Here is a 15,942-nt window from a genome sequence, read left to right as displayed (position 1 = left end):
GACTGAACCCCTCGGGGTTCGTCCCCTGGACATAAAAAACGCCACTACTTATGTAGTGGCGTTTTACTTATGGAGCCTAGGGGGATCGAACCCCTGACCTCATCGCTGCCAGCGATGCGCTCTCCCAGCTGAGCTAAGGCCCCGTATCATACCCGTGATTTGTATTATACATAGATCCGGGGCTCAAAGCAAGCCATGTCTCATTCCGGCTCAAGGCACCCGAAAAAGTACTTTTTTTGACGTATTCACCCGGGGATCTTTGTTGTAAGCGGCCGCGTTTTCATGCTACCCTTAGGTCAGTATGCGTTCCGCCGGAACGTAATTTTTGGCAGGAGTGGTCCTATTGTCGAATAATACGCTCTACTGGGTGTTTACGATTCTGGTATTCGGAATCACGCTGATCATGGGAATCGTCCTGATGCGGCGCACCCGTAAACTATGGCTTTCCTTTGGAATTTCGTCTCTTTTCAATACGGTGATGACGGTTTTGGTCTGCCTCTGGTGGGCCCGTATTACGGATGACGCCTACAGTGTGCTGTTTCATAACGCGTTTTTCCTGCTGGGCTATTTCAATGTCATCATTATCGACTTTTTTGCTCTGGTGAGTATCCAAAGAAAGACATCGGGCGAAGGAGCCAAAAAACGCAAAAAAACATACGAAGAAGAATACGGGGACACCTGATTGTCCGACTGCTCGCAGTTGGGGACAAATTCAGACAGATCCTGCAAGGAGGCTGGCACAGAGACATGAAGCCCCGTTTACGCACGTATGGCTGGTGGCTGGCCGTGACGCTGGTGTGGATGATATTTATTTTCGCAAAATCCGCCGAGACGTACCAGGAGCAGGATATGCGGCCTTTTTTTCGGGAACTGGTTCAGGAGGATGTGCTCCGGCAGTGGATTCCCCAAGTGGAATTTACTTACGACGGCGGGCTGGTGACGTACAAAAAGCCGTATGATTTCGCCGAATTCATCATCCGTAAAGCTGGCCACGTTTCGGAGTTCGCGCTGCTAGCTTTTCTCTGGATCCGCACGCTGCTGGCGATGAAAAGGCCTTTCTGGATCGCATGGCTGGCCGGCGGTTTTCTGGCCGTATTGTATGCCGCATCCGACGAATGGCACCAGAGCTTCGTTCCGGGCCGGACAGGGCATGCCATTGACGTAGGAATGGACAGCGTGGGCGTGCTGCTGGTCATGGCCGTTTTCGCGGGAATCCGGCTGATCCGGGCCGGGAAGGTTCGCAGCCGATAAAATACGCTCCTCCGGGCATACTACCTGCTAAAGGATACGATGCCAAAGACAGGAGAGTGAGCGATGACCTACATCAAGCACGCCAAAGTCACCCGGATTACAAATCATAAAGACGCCAAAGTAGCCGATGTCGAATTTGCGGTAGAGGGCTTTGACAAGCCGCTGCTGGCCAAGTTCGAAAAGCCTTACGGGGCATTGTCCTCAGGCAGCGCCGGGGAAGCGTCCTTCAAGCTGGGTCCGGTTTATCGCAACGACGCCGATCTGGCGCTGGATTGGTACAACAACAACTTGCATGACGCGTACGAGGACATTACCGCCGAGCTGCTTTCCAGCCCGACCAACATTTACGAGCTGCAAAAAGACCAGCTGGAAGCGAGGCTGCTGGAGCACGGCGACGTCAAGCGTGAACTTGAGGAAGGGACCTTTTAAACATCCCGGTGGACTCTTTTCAAGATAATAGAGACGTGCGGAACCCGAGGCCGAGGAGTTTAGGCAAGCTCACTTGCCTCATTCCGGGCCCGAGCCCGAGCATCTTGAGCCGTGCAGGAGTTGTGCAGCTGCACAACTCCTTTTCACACTGCGCAGTTCCGGCGCGCGGTATGGCCCCGCATGTCGGCGGTTATTCACATACGGATGCCGCATGATGCCCGACTCCCGGCCTCTCGGCAGAGCCCCGTCCCGTAAAAAAAGATCGCTTTTCCGTCCGGAGGACGAAGAAGCGATCTTTTTAATTCCGACACGTCGCGGGAAAAGGAAACTCTTGGCCGTGGATTACTTAGTCCCTTTTTCTTGAACGGGCAATCCGTACTTGGGCGCAACCTGCTGATACCTCTTATCCACCGCCTGCCAGCGGAACATGCCGATAAAGAACCCGAGAAAGCAGAACACGATAAGCCGGATGGGCAGCCAGATCCCGATCAGTTCGCCGGCCAGCGAGTATTCCAGAAGCGAGACGAGAGCGGTCAGGACAAGTCCCACCGGGAGTGCGAAGTTGAGCATGACGTACATACCGGGACCCTTGCGCCGCATAACACTCCATTTACGCGCTTGTTGTTCATCCATATTCAGACCGAAATCCTTTCTGCGTGAGAATGCTGAGTCTAATTATACTAAAAAGAGGCCGGAAGCACACACCTCCTTCAGGAAAAATGTCCCGGCCTCCGCAGACGGCTGTCACAACAATGTCACACAAACAATTTCATGAGGTTTTTTGGAAATTATGGTACGATAAGTTGCGGAAAGAAAAGGTCGGAAGGAGAGATAGGTTTGCTTGGAAAATTTTTTCTGTTCTCGCTCTTGCTCTATATCACCCGGAGTCCTCTGCTCGCATTGATCATTCTGCTCGTCCTTTTGTATATCATCGACCGCCGTTTTATCGGTCTTTCACCCAGTCTGCTGCGGCCCTTGAAAAGAAACCGGCGCATCTCGCAGCTGAGGCAGGAGCTGCGCGCGAATCCGCACCACGCTTCCTCGAAGCTGGAACTGGCGCGTCTGCTGATCGACAAACGGAAATACCGCGAGGCGCTTGTCTATTTGCGCGAGGTGGAGCCGGTCATGTCCGAATCGGCGGATGTTTCCTACGAAATCGGCCTGTGTCTGCTGAAAATGGATCAGCTGCAAGAAGGCCTTGCTTACATGACAAAAGCGCTGGAGCTTAACCCCCGCGTCAAATACGGCGATCCCTATCTGCAAATGGGCGAAGCCCTCGCGGAAAGCGAACCCCGGCAGGCCGTGGACATGCTGGAGCGTTTCCGCGACGAACAATCTTCTTCGGTGGAAGCTTATTATCGGCTGGGGCTGCTTTACCGCAAGCTCGGCCGTACCGAACAAGCGAAGGAAGCTTTCCGGGAATCCGTCGACGTATACAAATCTCTGCCTAAATACAGCAGGCGCAAACAGCGCCGTTGGGCGATCCTCGCCCGGTTTAAGTGACGGCTGGCGTCAAACGCTTGCGAAAGTTGTTGCCCTGAAGCCCGCGGCTTCGCTTGACGGCGGCGCCGGGGGTTGGCTACACTTAGTTGAGAGAAGAAAGCGGCGCAAGCCGACAAGAAAGGTACTGGAACACAGATGGATCTAATGTACATTGCAGCGGCCGCCGGTGATAGCGGGAAGTCCAAGCTCAGCATGGAATACTTGATGCAGAGCGTACTTCTGGTCATAATCGTCGTGATTATGTTCGTGATTATGCTGGTCTGGTCGAAATGGAGCAAGAAAAGGAGGCGGAAATAACCGCCATGTATTATGTTAATGTGGATCAAATCAAGCAAAGACTCGCTTTCGTACCCGAACTGCTGACAGGCTGCAGCGAGTTGGAGCAGGCATTCTCAAGCGGGGACAAGCGCCTGATCACGTACCTGGCCCAGGAGCGTGTTCTTCATCTGGCGATCGAAACCGTCACGGACGTGGGGAGCCTGATCATTGACGGCTTTCTGATGAGGGACGCGAGCAGCTATGAGGACATTATCGACATTTTGGGAACGGAAAAAGTGTTTTCGGAGGAAACGACAGCGGCCTTGTTGTCGCTGGTGAAACTTCGCAGGCCTCTCGTACAGGAGTACGATACGTTTTCCAGAGAAGGGGTTCACCCTCTGCTGAAAGAACTGCCCGCGATTCTCCCGGATTTCACCCGTTCGGTGGAAGCTTTTATTGAAAAAGAAATGATCTGACACTCGGCGAGAGACGCATCCCGGTGTTTTTATACTTTTATGTTTCATAATTTACTTATGCCAAAGGTTACGATACAATGAGACTATCTAGGCATCAGGCAGGTGATTCTCATGTATCGCGACGCAGAGCTGTCGACCCGCAAAATCGTGTTATCTCTGCTCAGGACCCGGGGCCCTCTCAGTGTAGGGGAACTTGCCAAGGAGCTTGGGATTACGGAGATGGCCGTCAGACGCCATTTAAACACGCTGGATCGAGATGGTTTTATCGAATCAAAGCTGGCACGCCAGGCAATGGGCAGGCCTTTGCATATGTATTCGCTCACGAAAGAAGCGGATGATTTATTTCCCAAGAAATACAATGCGCTGACTCTGGATCTTCTGGAGGAGCTGGTTGCGGAAGAAGGCGAAGGGAAGCTGACGCGGCTTTTTCAAAGGCGTAAAGACAAGCTTTCGGAGCGTTACGGCTCCCGGATGGAAGGCAAGTCTTTCCCGGAGAAGGTCGCCGAACTGGCCCGGATTCAGAACGACAACGGCTATATGGTAAGTCTGGAGCAGGGGGAGAACGGGGATTATATTCTGAATGAACATAACTGCCCGATCGCCCAGGTTGCGGACCAATACCAGCAGGCCTGTCAATGTGAGCTTGCCTTGTTCCAGGAACTGCTCGGAACGCCGGTCGAACGCACCGAATGTTTGGCCAAAGGCGGGACCAAGTGCGTGTATCAGATTCGCCGGGCGGAGAGCTTCTGATTTATAGAACCGGCCGCGTTAAAACGAAAAGAAGAAGCCAACCTTGTCCTTACGGACGTCGGGGCGGGCTTCTTCTTTTTGCCTGTATAGAGCTGCCGAAGAACTCGGGGGCGGGGGCCATGCCTAGGGCATTCCTTCTACTATCGGGTGCCAGTCCGGAATAATATAAGGGGATGAAGACAGCGGCCAAGCTTCACAGGAGGCTGCGAAGAACACAATGCTGCATCGCAGGAGCAGGAGCGGGAGCGGCTGTATAACCGGCGGCTCGTGCGACATCGCGCTTCTTATCCGCACGGAGCACAGGAACCTGTCGTTAGCCGGAATCGCGGGACAGAGCAATGCTCAGCCCGGCCTGAGCGAACCTGACGCCGGAGGGGAGCGCGTAGTCCTCCAACAGGTCGATTCCGTGCGACAGATGCGTGAAAACAGTGCGGGACGGTTTCACTTCCCGCAGCAGCTCAAGCGCTTCCGTCACATCGTAGACGGAGCGGCCGGCCCCTTCCTCCTTGTAGAAGCTCGTGCCGAGCACAAGGAGATCAAGACCTCGCATAGGAGCTTTCTCCCGCTCGTTCAAGCCGATGGAATCGGGGCAGTAGACGAAGCTGTAATCCTCCTTGCGGTCGAACCGCAGGGCAAAGGAAAATCCGTTTGCCCCGTGCGTTACCTTCCACAGGCGGATCTCCCAGCCGCCGAAGGAGAAGCCTTCATCGACCGCGATATAATCGAGATTGCGGTCGATCCAGGGAAAGATGGCGCGGATCCGGTCCACGACCTCCGCGGCGGCATACACTTTGCCGCGGATGCCCAGCCAGCGGCATAGATCGGCGTACTCCGGAAGGCCGCCGATATGATCATAATGCGCATGGGTAATGAGCACATGGCGCAGATCTCTAAGGCCGGCCCGCTCCATTTGCAGGCCCCAGTTCGGCCCGCAGTCGAGGAGTAGGCTGCCTTCGGCCGTGCCGGTGTCCAGCAGGGCGGACGAGCGCAGTCTGCGGTTGATCCCAGTTGTGCGGGCTTCCGTGCAGACGGCGCAATCGCAGTAGGCGCGGGGGACGCCCATCGAGTCGCCGGTGCCGAAGAACGTCAGGACGTCCACGCGGCTTCCCTCCACTGGGAGACGGCTTCCGCAAACCGACGTGCATTCGCGGTGATGACGTCGAAGCGGCCCGCATCAATATCGGCGAGCTTGCACAAGGAGCTGCCTACGCCGGCCGCATAGCAGCCCGCTTGCAAATATTCGCCGATGTTGCCGGCCGTGACGCCGCCGACGGCGACCATAGGCACCCGGTCCAGCGGTCCCATCAATTCGCGTATGTACGTAAGGCCGAGACCGGTGCTCGGGAACACCTTGACGGCCTGCGCGCCGGCTTTCCAGGCCCGGACAATCTCGGTCGGCGTCATCGCGCCGGGGAAGATCGGGATGCCTTGCGAAACCGAATACGCGATCACGGCCTCGTCGGTGTTCGGGGTAACGAGGAAAGAGGCACCGGCTTCGATGGCTTGTCTGGCATCCTCCAAGTCCAGCACAGTGCCCGCCCCGATAAACATGCGGCCGCCGAGCCTGCTTCTCAGTTCCCGGATCATGTCCAGTGCCCCGTCCGTATTAAGCGTTACTTCGAGGACGGTAACACCGCCTTCCAGCATCGCTTCCGCCGTGCGGATAATTTGTCCCGGTTTGACGCCCCGGAGAATGGCGATAAGTCGGGTGCGTTCCAGTTCCTGGAGTCCCTGTTCACGTTCCACTGTCGTTCACTTCGCTTTCGGTTGTTTAAGCGGGAGAGACTCCCGTATAGCTTCATGTTATCACATGAAAAGGCGCGGCGTCATGACCAACCGGGGGAGGGACGAAGGACAAGATTATTTTAAGAAACCGCAAGCTTGGTATACAATAGAAGAAGTGCGTCAACCATTCTGTGTGAAAAGGGTGAACCCCATGAAAGAAACTCAACCCGTCAAATTAACTTCCCTCTCCAGCAAAGGAGGCTGCGGCTGTAAAATCGGTCCCGCCGATTTGTCTCAGGTTCTGCGGGGCATGCCGACTCCAATGCCGAATCCGAATCTGCTAGTCGGTCTGGATACGAGCGACGATGCGGGTGTATATAAACTGAGCGATGATCTGGCTCTCGTGCAGACCGTCGATTTTTTTACTCCGATTGTAGACGATCCTTATTCTTTCGGCCAAGTTGCGGCAGCGAACGCGATCAGCGATATTTACGCCATGGGCGGCAAACCGCTGACTGTGCTGAACATCGTGGCTTTTCCGATCAAAACGCTCGATAAGCAGGTGCTTACCGATATTTTGAGAGGGGCGGCCGATAAAGTCCAGGAAGCCGGCGCTACGCTTGTGGGGGGCCATTCCATCGACGATAACGAGCCGAAATTCGGCCTTGCCGTAACGGGACTGATTCATCCGGACCGGGTGCGGACCAATGCGGGAGCGAAGCCCGGGGACAAGCTCATTCTGACGAAGCCGATCGGCGTGGGCATTTTGACGACGTCCATCAAAAAGGATCAGCTCAGCGAGGAAGAAGTGCAGCGCGTCACGTCCGTGATGGCGACCCTCAACAAAACGGCCGCCGAAGTCATGGACGGCTTCGAGGTGCACGCGTGCACGGACGTTACCGGCTTCGGGCTCCTCGGACACGCGTCCGAGGTGGCCAAAGGCAGCGGCGTAGGCGTGCGCATCGGCGCCGATGACGTGCCGTTTCTTCCGCGCGTGCGCGAGCTGGCCGAAGCCGGCTTCGTACCGGGCGGCACGAAGAACAATTTCGCGCACGTACAGGATACGGTCGATTTCGATCCGTCTATCGATCAAATCGGCCAGTGGATGCTGTGCGACGCGGTGACATCCGGCGGGCTGCTCATTTCGGCGGCGGCTGCGGATGCGGACGAGCTGCTGGCCCGGCTGCTCGCCGCAGGCGTCGAAGCGGCGATGATCGGCGAAACGACGGCCGATCATCCGGGACGGATTGCCGTCGCGAAAACCATCCGTTAACAGACCGTTTTCCGGCAAATCAAAGGAGTGTTTGCAGCAATGTTTCGTGATATTACGGTTGAACAACTACTTGAGCTGCAGGAGCAGCGGGGCATCCAACTGATCGATGTGCGCTCGGAGGGAGAATTCGAAGAGTTCACTATCCCCGGAAGCAGAAATATTCCGGTGTTCGACAACGGGGAACGTAAGGAAGTCGGCACCATTTATAAACAGGTCAGTGTTCAGGCGGCGAAGGAGAAGGGGCTGGAGATTTTTTCGGCCAAGCTGCCGTCATTTATTAAACAATTCGAAGAAATTCCCGGCCAGAAGGCCGTCTTCTGCTGGCGCGGGGGCATGCGGAGCAAAACTGCCGCGACCGTGACATCCCTGATGGGAATTCAGATGTACAGGCTGTCGGGCGGAATCCGTTCTTACCGCAAATGGACGCATGAAAAGCTGGAAACGTTCGAGTTCAAGCCGGTCTGCGTCGTGATCGGCGGTCCGACCGGTTCGGGCAAAACCGAGCTGCTTCAGAAGCTGAAAGAAGCGGGATATCCGGTGCTGGATCTGGAGACGATGGCGCAGCACCGCGGCTCTATTTTCGGGCAGATCGGACTGCGTCCCAGCAATCAGAAGACGTTCGAGTCGAGGCTGGTCCATGAGCTGATGGAAGTCAATGAACAGCCTTTCGTCCTCGTGGAAGCCGAGAGCAAACGCGTCGGGAAGGTAGTCATGCCCGATTTCCTGTTCAATGCGAAGGAAACGGGAATCCCCCTTTTCCTGGACATTCCAATGGAGCGCCGTGTAGCTAATATCGTGGCGGACTACCAGCCGTTATTGCATAAAGAAGAATGTATCGATGCGTATCAACTCATTAAAAAGCGGATTCATTCGCCCATTGCGGCTGCCATCGAGCAGTATTTGAAGGAAGACCGGTTTGGCGAGGCGGTCGCTCTGATGCTGGAGCATTATTACGACCCCCGCTATGCGCATGCCGCCCAAAACTATGAGCAGGAAACCGTTACCCTGCAGGCCGCGGATACGGACGAAGCTTTCCGCTTGGTAACGGCTCAGCTGAAAGAGCGTTTCCCGGGCTATCGCCCTAAAGTTCAGTCATCGAACGCTGTCTGACGATTTGTTTCATGCACCCGTTCCTCCCGTTTTATGCGGGGTGGACGGGTGTTTTTACGTTTTTCTCCATTTTTCTTCCGGAAGCTGTGTCAAAAACGGGAGATACGCTTATACTGTATTATCCCCTGGGCATTCGTCTAGAAGACAGACAGCCGCAGCGGGGGCACACTAACAGCGGAGGTGGCGAAAGGATGACGTGGGTCGAATTGTCCGCGGTCTGTGCGGCAATCGTGTTTGCGATCCTGGTCTGGCAGGCGGTACTGGCGCTGCAGGCGTTCCGGCAGTCGCTGATCCGGCTGGAGGAAGCGCTCGGAAAGTCCCGGCTGCGGCTGGAGGAGACGGCGGACCGGACAGCGGAGCTTCTGGAGGAGACGAAAGAGCTCGCCGCAGAGACACGGTCGCACCTCCGCGCCGCCGGAGGTGTTCTGGACGGAGCTGCAAAGTTCGGCGCCGCCCTGCATGAAGGCGCGGAAGCTGTCGGCGGCGCGGCGTCCGCACTGGCGGAGTCGGTTCTGAAGGTACAGCAGGCTGTACATACCCGGCAGAACCGGATTGTGGAAGCAGCCGACTGGACGGCAGCGGGAATCGAGCTGTGGCGCCGGTGGCAGAACAGCAGAAGCGAAACCGCAGCCGGGTCCTCCGCACCTTCGCCGGATTCAGGCGCTCCGTCCCCGGACCCTCGGGGAAACGGCGTTTCCCCGGGTGGTCTGTAAAGGCGGCAGAACCGCGGATACCGACAGCCGGAAGCTGCAAGGCGGTTGCCGTGTGCCGGAAACTGAAAGCCATAGGTCCGCCCGAAGGCCCGAAGGCTCGAAGGCGGAAGGCCCGGGCTGAAGGCTGAAAGCCAAGTGCCGTGCGCCAAGAGCCAAGTGCCAAGTGCCAAGTGCCAAGTGCCAAGTGCCAAGTGCCGTGCCCCGTGAGCAGTGAGCCGAAAGCGTACGCCGTAAGGCGTAAGCAAGAGAACGGAAGCCGTGAGCCGCAGACCAAAGCCGCCAGGCCACCGATGTATCGCCCCCGCTGACGCAAGGGCTAGGCTGCCGATCGGCAGAGAACGGATGCACCGGAAGGCCGGACTGCCGGATAACGTTTCGCGCGGTCCGGAAAGACCCCACCAATTTTAAAGGAGAGATGGTAAATGGCTAACTCGACAAGAACGAAAGATCTGGTATTCGGAGCGTTGTTCGGAAGTGTTGTGGGCGCGGTGACGGCGCTGCTATTCGCTCCCAAGTCGGGCAAGGAGCTGCGTTCGGATATTGCCGTGCAGGCGGCCAACGTGTCGGAGAAAACGCAGGAAATCGCACGCACCGTAGGGGAGAAGACGTCTGAGCTGGTCGGCAAAGCGAAAGAAGTTACGCTCAACGCGACGGAAGGAATCCGCTCTTTTAAAAGCGGTGAAGGCCAAATTCCCGGCAAGCTGGCGGCGGAGGAAATTGCGGCTTCCGAGGCGGCGCAGGATCTGGTCATTCTCGGGAAATAAAAAAAGCAAAAGAACAGCGGCGGCCCGCTCACGGGCCGCCGCTTCTTTATAGAACCAAAGTAAGGATCGATTGCATGGAATGCCGGCGGGAACCCAGACCCGGGGAAGGAGGCACTTGTGCAGACGGCCAGCCGCCCTTTAATCCACTGCCGGACAAGCGTTCCGCTTGCGGAACAGATTCGGGGAGATGCCTTCGCTTTTTTTGAAAGCGCGGCTGAAATATTTCTCGTCCTGGTAGCCGACCGCTTCCGCGACCGTATTGATCTTCAGCTCCGGATCGGCCAGCAGCAGCTTGGCTTTGTTAATGCGCAGACGCGTCACGTAATCCGATAAATTTTCTCCGAATTCGGTCTTGAACGAGCGGGAAATATGACTTGGACTGAGATGGAACCTCTCGGACAAATCGTCGAGCAGAATTTGTTCGCGGTAATGAAGCCGCACGTATTTCTCGATGCTGCGGATCACCGAATTCCGGTCGCCCCGCAGCAGAAACTGGGCGATGCCGGTCAGAATGGATTCCATCCGCTTCGTCCAGATGGCCAGGTCCGGCTTTCCGTGCTCGTCAAGCGGCAGGCAGAAAGACAAGTCGTCCGCCGTGCCGAGCTGTTCCTCGCCGTCCTCATCGACCTCGTTCTCCAGCAGCAGCCGGCTGTGCAGGAGGGTGAACTCCTGCCACCACATTTCCAGTTGGCGGGTGTGGATATACGGGAGCTTGCGGATCTGCAGCTCCCACTGCTCCAGTACGCGGCGGATGCCCGCCAAGTCGTTCATCCGGACCGCCAGCGTCAGCTCGTCCTCGCGTGCGGCCAGCGGCGCCTGCAGAGTGCCGAGGGCCTGCCTGCGCACGTGATAGGGATGCAGGAAGATGTCCTGCTCCCGGAGGTTGCGCAGCTGAAGGGCCGTCTCCGCTTCGTGGAACGTGCGCTGAATCCCGGAGGGAAACGGCTGGACCGTTCCGTAGCCGAGGTGGAAGTTCCCGCGCAGCGCGGCATACAGACCCGCGTTGATCTCTTCCAGGATCGCGCCGGCCTGGTGGAAGCGGTCGAAGAAGAGCAGGACGGCCGCATGACGGTGCCAGTGGCGGAACGCGAGGCCGAGATTGCTTTTGCTCATAAATTCGCTGCATATGTTCGTGACTGCAAACAAGAGCAGATCCATCGCGCTCTCGAACTTCGCCTGCAGCCTCGCATCCAGCGGCTGGAGGGAGACGACGGCGGCGAGCACCTGCTTCTGATCCCGGCCGATGCCGAATTCACGCTCCAGCGTTTCCGCGTGAAGGGGATACTGCTCGGGATCGAGCAGCAGCTGGACGAAGCTCTTGTCGGCCAGCATCGGTTTGTACAGGTTCGCTTTCGTCTCCGACTGCAGCCGCTGGGTGCGTTCGTTCTCTTCGCTGCGCCAGGCCGCGACAGCCCGGCCGACCGCTTCTTCCAGCTCCTCTTCGTCGATCGGCTTGAGCAGGTAATCGAAGCTGCCGAACTGGAGAGCGCTGCGCACGTAAGTGAAATCGTCATAGCCGCTGATGACGATCGCTTTGATCGGAACGCCGCTCTCGGCGATCCGGCTGAGCACGTCAAGCCCCGTCAGGCCCGGCATCATGATGTCGGTAAAGACAAGCTGGGGCTTCTCGGCTGTCATCAGCCGGATGCCTTCTTCGCCGGATGAAGCTTCCAGTACTTCGGTAATGCCATACTGCTGCCAGTCCACGAGCAGCCGGATCGTCTCTCGGACGTGAGTTTCGTCATCAATGATGAGCGCCTTCATTCGGGTTCACCTTCTTCCTGCATAATCGGTAACGTCAGCAAGACGCGGAAACCGACGTCTTCTCCGCGGTCAATTTCCATGGTGGTCTGTTCCCGGTAATAAAGCTTGAGGCGGGAAAGCACGTTGGCCAGGCCGATATGGCTGCCGGGCTCGCCCATTTCCGCCATACAGGCTTCCAGGTCCGCGCGCAGCGCCGTCAGTTCATTCTCTCCGATGCCGAGTCCGTTATCGGAGACTTCGATGTGAAGCAGGCTGCGGTTACCGGAGGAGCGGCATACGATGCGGACGATGTTATCGCTCCGGCTGCCATCGAATCCGTGCTTGAAATAGTTTTCGACAAGCGGCTGGATGACCATTTTGGGCACGAGAATCGATTCCAGGCCGGGTTCGAGCTCCATTTCCGCTTCAAACTGGTCGCGGAATCGCTGTTTTTGAAGCTTGATATAGGACTTCGCATAGTCCCATTCGCTTTTTAACGGAACGATCGTTTCTTCCGTTTTCATGCTGTACCGCATCATTTTGCCGAGCGAAGAGATGAGGGAGTACACCTCGCGGTCTCCCTTCTGGAGGGAACGGGCGGCGATCGACTGCAGGGCATTATTAATAAAATGCGGGTTAATCTGGGCCTGCAGCGCTTTGAGCTCATTCGTTTTATTCGCGACTTCCAGCTTATATTCCCGGAGAATCAATTCATTGATAGTGTGCATCATCGAACGGAAGCGTCTGGCGAGTATGCCGAGCTCGTCGTCGGCTTTGACCCGGATGTCCACGTTCATGTTCCCGGACTCGATTTTGTTCATATAGCCGATCAGCGCGGAGATGGGGGCCGTCATCCGCAGGGAGACATAGATCGTCACGACGGTAGCCAATCCCAGAAAAATAACGCCGACGAGCGTCCATATGCCGGTAAGCTCCCGCTGGCTTTTGTAAAGAACGGAGTCCGGAACTCCTTTGACGAGAAGCCAGCTGCCTCCGGGCGCATGAATGCTTTCGTAAATATGAATGCCGTTGTAGGAAGCATCCTCCGAACGGAAGTAACCGCGTTCCGCCTGGGCGGCCGATTTCTTAAGCTCCTGAAGCCACGGCACGGGTTTCTTGCTTCCTTCGGGATCGGGATGGGCCTGGTACATAATTTCGCCGGACGGCCCGATAATATAAAGTTCTTCGCTTCCTTTGGTGTAAAGCTCGTCACAGATCGCTTTAATCGTGTCGGGCGAGAAATCCAGGGACAGAGAGCCGAGCGGAATGTTGTCCACGATGTTGGTCAAGGCCGTCTGGTAGGTGAATACGTCTCCGGACGAGTAGAAGAAAAATTGTTTGCCGTAGGCGGACATGGGGTGGGGAGGCGCAATCCGGCTTTCTTCCCGGCGGATATCCGGTTTGAACGGCGCGGCTCCCTGGTCGGTTCGCACGAGCCTGTTTTCCGATAAAAGATACGATTTGCGCGCTTGTTCCACATATAAGTAAACTTGCCGCACATCCTGCGACGCATATTTCAGCGTTTGCATGGAGCGCAAAATTTCCTGCTCCGTCAGAAACAGACGCGACTCGGAGAAGAAGTTATCCGTCCGGTTCTCCAGTATTTCCATCATCACGGTATTGTGGTAGAGAAGCTTCATATTCTGCTCGACGCTCTGGAGGTAGGTATCCAGATTGAGCTTTCCCTGGTGAATCAGATTCAGATTGTCCCGGATCGCCTTGTCTTCCAGCTTGGACTTCGTATAGAAGTGAGAGACGAGAATGGAAGTCGCGATCGGCAGGATCGTCGCCGCCAGAATAAAGGCGATCAGCTTGTTGCGGAGTCTGGACCGCATCGGAATTCCCCCTGTCGCTGCTTAGTGGTCATGCCGGCTTCTTGTCGGCATAGTAAGTGTACATCAGGATGCCGGGCGTGCAAATACACGGGCGAAAGTTTTGCCCCAAGCGCAAAATAGTCCACCAAAGGAGCAATTTAAGGTGTGTTTAACGCCGTTAAACTGAATTACAATCACAGTATAAATCAAAAAAAGACACATTTGAAAGCGATTTCATTCAGAAAGGGGGAGGGAAATCTTGACTACTCGCTCCAAAACGCACGACGGGCTCCAGCAATGGGTATTTGTCGGACCCGCGCTCTTATTCTTCACCCTGATCGTCGTCGTTCCGTTTCTGATGAGCCTTTACTACGCCTTTACGGAATGGAACGGAGTCAGCGAAGGGGTCAAATTTATCGGTTTGGACAACTTCAAACGGATCATTTTCGAAGATACCGATTTCCATAATGCCTTCTGGTTCACCATCCGGTTTTCGGCGGCCATGATTATTTTAACGAACCTGGTCGGGTTTGTCCTGGCTCTGCTCCTGACGAAAGCGTTCAAAACGCGCAACGTTCTGCGGACCGTGTTCTTTATGCCGAACGTTATCGGGGGTCTGCTGCTCGGCTTTATCTGGCAGTTTATCTTCGTAAAAGGCTTCGCTTCGATCGGGGAGATGACGGGAATCTCGTTCTTTAATCTTCCATGGCTGGGCGACGCGCCTACGGCCTTCTGGGGAATCGTCATCGTATCGGTGTGGCAGGGAGCCGGGTACCTGATGGTCATCTACATCGCGGCGCTGGCCAACGTGCCCAAAGACCTGATGGAAGCGGCCACGATTGACGGTGCGGGAAGATGGCAGCTGCTGCGCAGCGTGACGATGCCGCTGATCATGCCGGCCTTTACCGTCTGCCTGTTCCTGACGATCTCCTGGGCGTTCAAAATGTTCGACCTGAACTTGTCCCTGACAAAAGGCGGACCGTTCAACTCCACGGAATCGGTAGCGCTGAACATTTACCAGGAAGCGTTCCGCAATAACCGGCTCGGCCTGGGTACCGCGAAAGCATTGATCTTCTTCTTCGTGGTCGCTTTGATCTCCCTCATCCAGGTTTCCTACACCAAGCGGAAAGAGGTGGAATCATGAGCAGCGGAAGCAAGTATACGTCGCGGACCTTTATTCTGGAAGTTCTTACGGCTTTACTGGGCATCCTATTCCTTGTCCCGTTCTACTTCGTTCTCGTAAATTCGTTTAAACCGTTCGCGGAGCTGCTGCAAAATACGGCTTCGCTCCCGAAATCGTTCAGCCTGGACAACTACTCCAGAGTCGTGGATATCATCCACTTTCCGCAAGTGATGGGTAACTCGCTGATGATTACGGTGCTGTCGAACATCGGACTCGTTATTTTCGCCTCCATGTCGGCTTACCGGTTCGTCCGCAAGCCCACCAAGCTGAACAACATACTGTTCCTGCTGTTCGTAGCGGCGATGGTCATCCCGTTCCAGTCCATCATGATTCCTCTCGTAAAGGTTGCCAGCAACCTGGGGCTGATGGACAGCCGGCTCGGACTTGTCGTCTGCTACTTCGGCTTCGGGGTTTCCCTGAACGTCTTCCTGTTCCACGGATTTATCAAAAGCATTCCGAAGGAAATCGAGGAATCGGCTACGGTGGACGGCTGCGGATGGTTCAGCATTTTCTGGCGGATCGTATTCCCGCTGCTGAAGCCTATCGCGGTAACCGTGATTCTGCTTAACAGCTTGTGGATCTGGAACGATTACCTGCTTCCGTCCCTCGTTCTGACGAACACGAAGCTGCATACGATTCCGCTCGCCACTTACGCGTTCTTCGGTCAGTACACGAAGCAGTGGGATCTCGCGATGGCGGCGCTGACGCTGGGCGTTCTGCCGATCATCATCTTCTTCCTGCTGCTGCAAAAACACATCATCGAAGGCATCACGGCAGGCTCGGTCAAGGGCTGAGCACACCCGGCTTAACTTCGGCCGGAACCGGTACTTTTCGCCATGGCAACCATTTTTCGCATCACAAGAGAACGGCGATTATCCCGATTACCGGGGTTTACCGCATAGAGCAGCACCGATAGATCAGGCTTATGCAAGCAAACAGGTATGCATTAG

General features: G+C 56.0%; 18 protein-coding genes and 1 tRNA gene. 13 read left to right on the top strand and 6 right to left on the bottom strand.

Going from position 1 to position 15,942, the window contains the following annotated elements; all coding sequences use genetic code 11:
- Nucleotides 1-70 precede the first annotated feature (70 nt).
- Nucleotides 71-143: transfer RNA gene (locus AC2TF6_RS20825), tRNA-Ala, on the bottom strand.
- A 200-nt stretch (nt 144-343) separates the two neighbouring features.
- On the opposite strand from AC2TF6_RS20825, the gene AC2TF6_RS20820 reads away from it, so the two are divergent.
- The 3 genes from AC2TF6_RS20820 to AC2TF6_RS20810 all read left to right on the top strand — a co-directional run bounded on the left by AC2TF6_RS20820 (nt 344) and on the right by AC2TF6_RS20810 (nt 1,680).
- Nucleotides 344-682, top strand: a complete 339-nt coding sequence (locus tag AC2TF6_RS20820) for a hypothetical protein (protein WP_491308304.1) — start codon at nt 344-346, stop codon at nt 680-682.
- A gap of 65 nt (nt 683-747) precedes the next feature.
- Entirely contained in the window at nt 748-1,251 is a 504-nt protein-coding gene (locus AC2TF6_RS20815) for a VanZ family protein (RefSeq protein WP_491308303.1), read from the top strand.
- A 63-nt stretch (nt 1,252-1,314) separates the two neighbouring features.
- A complete protein-coding gene (locus tag AC2TF6_RS20810; RefSeq protein WP_491308302.1) occupies nt 1,315-1,680 on the top strand; it encodes a hypothetical protein in 366 nt (121 codons plus the stop codon).
- 342 nt (nt 1,681-2,022) lie between these two features.
- On the opposite strand, the gene AC2TF6_RS20805 is transcribed toward AC2TF6_RS20810, so the two are convergent.
- Nucleotides 2,023-2,313 carry a hypothetical protein gene (locus AC2TF6_RS20805; protein ID WP_491308301.1) on the bottom strand — a complete coding sequence of 97 codons (291 nt, stop codon included), beginning with the start codon at nt 2,311-2,313 and terminating at the stop codon, nt 2,023-2,025.
- 204 nt (nt 2,314-2,517) lie between these two features.
- Between AC2TF6_RS20805 and AC2TF6_RS20800 the strand changes: the two genes are divergently transcribed.
- From AC2TF6_RS20800 to AC2TF6_RS20785, 4 genes are all read left to right on the top strand, one after another.
- Nucleotides 2,518-3,183, top strand: coding sequence for a tetratricopeptide repeat protein (locus AC2TF6_RS20800; RefSeq protein WP_491308300.1), 666 nt, complete (start codon nt 2,518-2,520; stop codon nt 3,181-3,183).
- Nucleotides 3,184-3,318: 135 nt separating this feature from the next.
- The gene (locus AC2TF6_RS20795) at nt 3,319-3,480 is read left to right on the top strand and encodes a hypothetical protein (RefSeq protein WP_016423947.1); all 162 of its coding nucleotides are present in this window, start codon (nt 3,319-3,321) and stop codon (nt 3,478-3,480) included.
- A 5-nt stretch (nt 3,481-3,485) separates the two neighbouring features.
- Nucleotides 3,486-3,917, top strand: a complete 432-nt coding sequence (locus AC2TF6_RS20790; protein WP_491308299.1) for a DUF86 domain-containing protein — start codon at nt 3,486-3,488, stop codon at nt 3,915-3,917.
- A gap of 111 nt (nt 3,918-4,028) precedes the next feature.
- The gene (locus AC2TF6_RS20785) at nt 4,029-4,667 is read left to right on the top strand and encodes a helix-turn-helix transcriptional regulator (RefSeq protein ID WP_009671457.1); all 639 of its coding nucleotides are present in this window, start codon (nt 4,029-4,031) and stop codon (nt 4,665-4,667) included.
- Between the two features lie 313 nt (nt 4,668-4,980).
- Here the strand turns inward: AC2TF6_RS20785 and AC2TF6_RS20780 are convergent, their stop codons facing one another.
- Both AC2TF6_RS20780 and AC2TF6_RS20775 read right to left on the bottom strand, forming a co-directional pair.
- On the bottom strand, nt 4,981-5,766 hold the full coding sequence (locus tag AC2TF6_RS20780; RefSeq protein ID WP_491308298.1) for an MBL fold metallo-hydrolase: 786 nt from the start codon (nt 5,764-5,766) through the stop codon (nt 4,981-4,983).
- Nucleotides 5,754-6,413 (bottom strand): bifunctional 4-hydroxy-2-oxoglutarate aldolase/2-dehydro-3-deoxy-phosphogluconate aldolase, encoded by a 660-nt coding sequence (locus AC2TF6_RS20775; RefSeq protein ID WP_491308297.1) that lies wholly within the window; start codon nt 6,411-6,413, stop codon nt 5,754-5,756. The genes AC2TF6_RS20780 and AC2TF6_RS20775 overlap by 13 nt, the downstream gene beginning before the upstream one ends.
- 190 nt (nt 6,414-6,603) lie before the next feature.
- Between AC2TF6_RS20775 and selD the strand changes: the two genes are divergently transcribed.
- From selD to AC2TF6_RS20755, 4 genes are all read left to right on the top strand, one after another.
- Complete coding sequence (selD, locus tag AC2TF6_RS20770) at nt 6,604-7,665, top strand: selenide, water dikinase SelD (RefSeq protein ID WP_491308296.1); 1,062 nt, start codon at nt 6,604-6,606, stop codon at nt 7,663-7,665.
- A 39-nt stretch (nt 7,666-7,704) separates the two neighbouring features.
- Entirely contained in the window at nt 7,705-8,775 is a 1,071-nt protein-coding gene (gene mnmH / locus AC2TF6_RS20765; RefSeq protein ID WP_491308295.1) for a tRNA 2-selenouridine(34) synthase MnmH, read from the top strand.
- Nucleotides 8,776-8,966: 191 nt separating this feature from the next.
- A complete protein-coding gene (locus AC2TF6_RS20760) occupies nt 8,967-9,488 on the top strand; it encodes a DUF948 domain-containing protein (RefSeq protein WP_491308294.1) in 522 nt (173 codons plus the stop codon).
- Between the two features lie 422 nt (nt 9,489-9,910).
- Nucleotides 9,911-10,252, top strand: a complete 342-nt coding sequence (locus AC2TF6_RS20755) for a YtxH domain-containing protein (protein ID WP_009676731.1) — start codon at nt 9,911-9,913, stop codon at nt 10,250-10,252.
- A gap of 138 nt (nt 10,253-10,390) precedes the next feature.
- Here the strand turns inward: AC2TF6_RS20755 and AC2TF6_RS20750 are convergent, their stop codons facing one another.
- Nucleotides 10,391-12,016: a response regulator gene (locus tag AC2TF6_RS20750; protein ID WP_491308293.1), complete on the bottom strand. Its 1,626-nt coding sequence runs from the start codon at nt 12,014-12,016 to the stop codon at nt 10,391-10,393.
- On the bottom strand, nt 12,013-13,830 hold the full coding sequence (locus AC2TF6_RS20745) for a cache domain-containing sensor histidine kinase (RefSeq protein ID WP_491308292.1): 1,818 nt from the start codon (nt 13,828-13,830) through the stop codon (nt 12,013-12,015). The genes AC2TF6_RS20750 and AC2TF6_RS20745 overlap by 4 nt, the downstream gene beginning before the upstream one ends.
- A gap of 238 nt (nt 13,831-14,068) precedes the next feature.
- Between AC2TF6_RS20745 and AC2TF6_RS20740 the strand changes: the two genes are divergently transcribed.
- Nucleotides 14,069-14,953, top strand: a complete 885-nt coding sequence (locus AC2TF6_RS20740; protein WP_491308291.1) for a carbohydrate ABC transporter permease — start codon at nt 14,069-14,071, stop codon at nt 14,951-14,953.
- The gene (locus AC2TF6_RS20735) at nt 14,950-15,786 is read left to right on the top strand and encodes a carbohydrate ABC transporter permease (protein WP_491308290.1); all 837 of its coding nucleotides are present in this window, start codon (nt 14,950-14,952) and stop codon (nt 15,784-15,786) included. The genes AC2TF6_RS20740 and AC2TF6_RS20735 overlap by 4 nt, the downstream gene beginning before the upstream one ends.
- The last annotated feature ends 156 nt before the right edge of the window (nt 15,787-15,942 follow it).

The sequence above is a fragment of the Paenibacillus sp. JNUCC 35 genome (genome assembly GCF_058269095.1).
Note: the sequence above shows the minus strand (reverse complement) of the source record. Positions and strands in the feature narration are given on the sequence as shown.